Source organism: Vibrio olivae, from assembly GCF_042428525.1.
GTDB lineage: Bacteria > Pseudomonadota > Gammaproteobacteria > Enterobacterales > Vibrionaceae > Vibrio > Vibrio olivae.
Genome location: NZ_JBHMEP010000032.1, coordinates 1 through 3,244, shown reverse-complemented (window position 1 = coordinate 3,244; position 3,244 = coordinate 1). Strand labels below are relative to the sequence as shown.

Below are 3,244 nucleotides of genomic sequence, written 5' to 3'. Positions count from 1 at the left end.
ACCGTATTACTTATAGTATTAATAGCGAATTTCTTGGCCAGGTTAGCGCAAAGCGTAAGGGGTTGGAAGCTCCGACGAAGCCGTAGAAGACGGTTTAGTTTTAAGAGATGGCTTAGGGAGGTCAGGTTAACTGATATTCTTAAGGAGTTCGCTTTGTCTTGTTTTATAGTAATGACATTATGTGTTATATATAAGACGCTATACCCGATCGAGGAGGAGGCTAGTATGATACTTACCGTAACCAAATATGGTGTGTATATAGCCCTTGTGGGATATGTCATGCTTTTCTTGAATACCATAGGGGATACTTTCGCTGACGCTTATTTGGTTAAGGTATTCAAGGCCGTGTTTAAGAGGATAAACGTATTCAAGATGTTTAGTTTTTCCAAGAACATACCTGACGAGACGTTTGACGATATAAAGAAGATTGCTGATGATGAGGTTAAGGATAAGTCTTAGGGCGATTGTTTGTTTAGGTCTGTCGCTATTCCTGTCCTCTTGCGGAAGCAGGAGGCAGGTTAGCGAAACGTCTATTGATAGCCGGTTGATCAGCAGGATAGAGACGATGATAGATGAGGTTATAGACCGTAAGGTGGTGGAGATAAAGACATCTGATCTTAATGCCGATATCGTTATAACTGAGAGGAAGTTCGATACGGACAAGGATGTTGATCCTGCCACGGGGGAACGGCCGGTGTCCTCGCAGACAGATACCCATATCGTCATTGGCCGGCGGGACAGCACGGTGACAGCCGATTCCCTTGGAGTTAATAAGACAAGGAATGATATAAAGGATCTGGATAATAAGACAAATATCAAATCCAAGGACGTAGATGATAAGAAGGAATCAAGATGGCCTATAGTGTGGATAGTAGCTGGTATCTTGATGATATTGTTGGTATTGGTGTATATATTGAAAAAGATAAAGGTTTTATGAGAAGAAGAATGTTGAATAATGGAAGTGATGGTCTTGTTGATCAACACACAAGATTCTTGATGAGATTTGACAATGATTTTAAGGTTGATGGATACCCCCCCCTAATATCGAGGATGGTTTAGAGATCAAGGGAGGAGAGTTTGTTACCGATTCTATAAGAACTGGATATAAATACACAAATACGTCTAATTCTTATGGGATGATTAATACATCTAGTACATTGTCACCTGATCTATTTGGTGATGGAGATCCATTTACCATTGATTTTTGGTATAAACCATTAGTCGTTGTTAACGCTTGTTCTGTTGGCCATGAATGGTATAATGGTATTTTTTATTTTGGTATAGCTAGTTATGCTGATGATTTAGGTTTGTTTTTTGCTACTCAAAGAGGAGCGTATGGAGATAAAGCATCTGATGCTATTATTGGTAGGTGGTATCATATAGCTATGGTTAGGGTTAATCGTACATTATATGGTTTTGTCGATGGCAAACGGTCTGTTTCATTCCCATGCTCTAATATTTCATTGAGATATAGTAATATAGATTTTAATAGACAAAGGGATGGTAGTAATAGGGCGTCTTTTGTAATAGATAATTTTAGGATAAGTGATGTAGCTAGATGGACGTCTAATTTTGATCCTCCTAAATGAAAAGGGATTATGATCTACCATAATCCCTTGCCATTCATCCTTACCCACGTACCAACCAAAACCAAAATGAGGTCAGTCCCGGATTCGAACCGGGGTATATGGTTTTGCAGACCACTGACTAAACCACTCATCCAACCGACCGTGACGCGAATATAAAGATTTTATTTGACCGGATGACTTAATTGACCATCTTTTTAACTAACAACTTCCCTTAAAGCCAAATAGTTCTTATTTAACTTCTGGAATCGTAGAGATAATTGTATAGACAAGTATTGTTTTTAGGTGACTCTTGTTGGAAGCCAATGAACAAGGTGGCGGCGTCATAGCGTGGGGCTGGTGGTTGCCCTCCATGGCCGGCCAGGAGCGGAGCGACTCACGACCCACCCTGCCGATTCCCTTTGGCACTTCACGCTTTAGCGCAGAAAAGAAGTAAACATATAGGATCATTATGTTTAAAGATAGTAGTCATCTGCCAAATAAGATCGAATGTAAGGATATAGTAAATATCTCAATAATACAATCATAAAGAGTCTTGAGTGGGATTATTAAGATCTTTATCTGCCAACATACTACTCATTTTTAAATTAATGTTTTTTGGATGTCTACTTTAGATAATAAAAGGCGTTAGCTAACATCATTTCATTAATAGGGTTATTAATTAGAAATTGGTAAGAATTAAATAAAGGAATGCTTTATAATGAGATTTGCTTCAGAAAGAGGCGAAGCTTCTTATTACACATGTCACAAAATGGACAACTGTGTTTCAGCAAGTTATGTTATTAATGAAATAATAATGGTGATATATGGGAAAATTAATTCATCTTATTCTTTTAAAGGTCTTATATTTTGCTTATATTTGAAGTGGACAAAATATGAACAATATGAATTTCGACTTGAATTATATAAGGAAATGTTCTTCTATGATAAAGGAATTTCCGGTGTATACCGAGGCTGAGAAGAAGCAGGTAGATGAGGGGCGTACTTGCATTAAGCTATCTAAAGGTCAGCCTATATATCCGCGTAATTTCAAGAAACGTAGAGATACTTTCGCTGGCGCTGATTATACCACGGCTAATCCTAGGAACATCAGTCCTGATGATATTTATATACCTCCCTACTTTAGGCTTAAGATTATTATGGCTATTATCATCAACTTTGATAGAGCTATAGTGTTTAATAGGATATCTGATAAAGATTTTAAGCTAGGTATGACGTACCGGTTTATCTATGAGTATGTAGGATCGTTTAAGTGTTTTGAGAAGGCTTATAAGATGATATCGATGGTAGTTGATAGCGAGTTGTCGATCATGAGATCAATCGGTGATTATAATTATAAGTGGAATATTCGCAGGGTTTATCCATCATGCTTTGTAGGCAAGGCTAAGTTCAGGTATATTGGCGGCGAGGACAATGCACCTGTAAGTTCAAAGGGGAGGGCTAATAAAGCTAGAAGAGCCGCTGTTGACTACAAAGTTATGATTATGGTGAATATCATAAATACCAGATCTGCGAGTAAGATAAGGAAGATGATTGACTCTGATGGTAGTCTTAAAAACAATGGTAAAAGGTTTGACGGTAGGAATGATAAAGTTCTTTTCAGTATATTCAATAGTCATTTGATTCACGAGGGGTTTAAGGAAGTTAAAACCTCGTCC

General features: G+C 37.9%; 4 protein-coding genes and 1 tRNA gene. 4 read left to right on the top strand and 1 reads right to left on the bottom strand.

Going from position 1 to position 3,244, the window contains the following annotated elements:
* From ACFFUV_RS23215 to ACFFUV_RS23205, 3 genes are all read left to right on the top strand, one after another.
* Window positions 1–459: hypothetical protein (locus tag ACFFUV_RS23215; protein WP_390198255.1), on the top strand; the 459-nt coding region annotated here is incomplete at its 5' end.
* On the top strand, window positions 434–937 hold the full coding sequence (locus ACFFUV_RS23210; RefSeq protein WP_390198253.1) for a hypothetical protein: 504 nt from the start codon (window positions 434–436) through the stop codon (window positions 935–937). The genes ACFFUV_RS23215 and ACFFUV_RS23210, both read left to right, overlap by 26 nt.
* A 199-nt stretch (window positions 938–1,136) precedes the next feature.
* Window positions 1,137–1,589 carry a LamG-like jellyroll fold domain-containing protein gene (locus ACFFUV_RS23205; protein ID WP_390198250.1) on the top strand — a complete coding sequence of 151 codons (453 nt, stop codon included), beginning with the start codon at window positions 1,137–1,139 and terminating at the stop codon, window positions 1,587–1,589.
* A 69-nt stretch (window positions 1,590–1,658) separates the two neighbouring features.
* Here ACFFUV_RS23205 and ACFFUV_RS23200 read toward each other — a convergent pair.
* Window positions 1,659–1,730: transfer RNA gene (locus ACFFUV_RS23200), tRNA-Cys, on the bottom strand.
* A 779-nt stretch (window positions 1,731–2,509) separates the two neighbouring features.
* Between ACFFUV_RS23200 and ACFFUV_RS23195 the strand changes: the two genes are divergently transcribed.
* On the top strand, window positions 2,510–3,244 hold a 735-nt coding region (locus ACFFUV_RS23195; RefSeq protein WP_390198248.1), incomplete at its 3' end, for a hypothetical protein.

Bases quoted from the DNA above. Each gene is read 5' to 3' on its own strand.
- ACFFUV_RS23210 (WP_390198253.1), top strand. From the start codon at position 434: ATGATGAGGTTAAGGATAAGTCTTAGGGCGATTGTTTGTTTAGGTCTG.
- ACFFUV_RS23205 (WP_390198250.1), top strand. From the start codon at position 1,137: ATGATTAATACATCTAGTACATTGTCACCTGATCTATTTGGTGATGGA.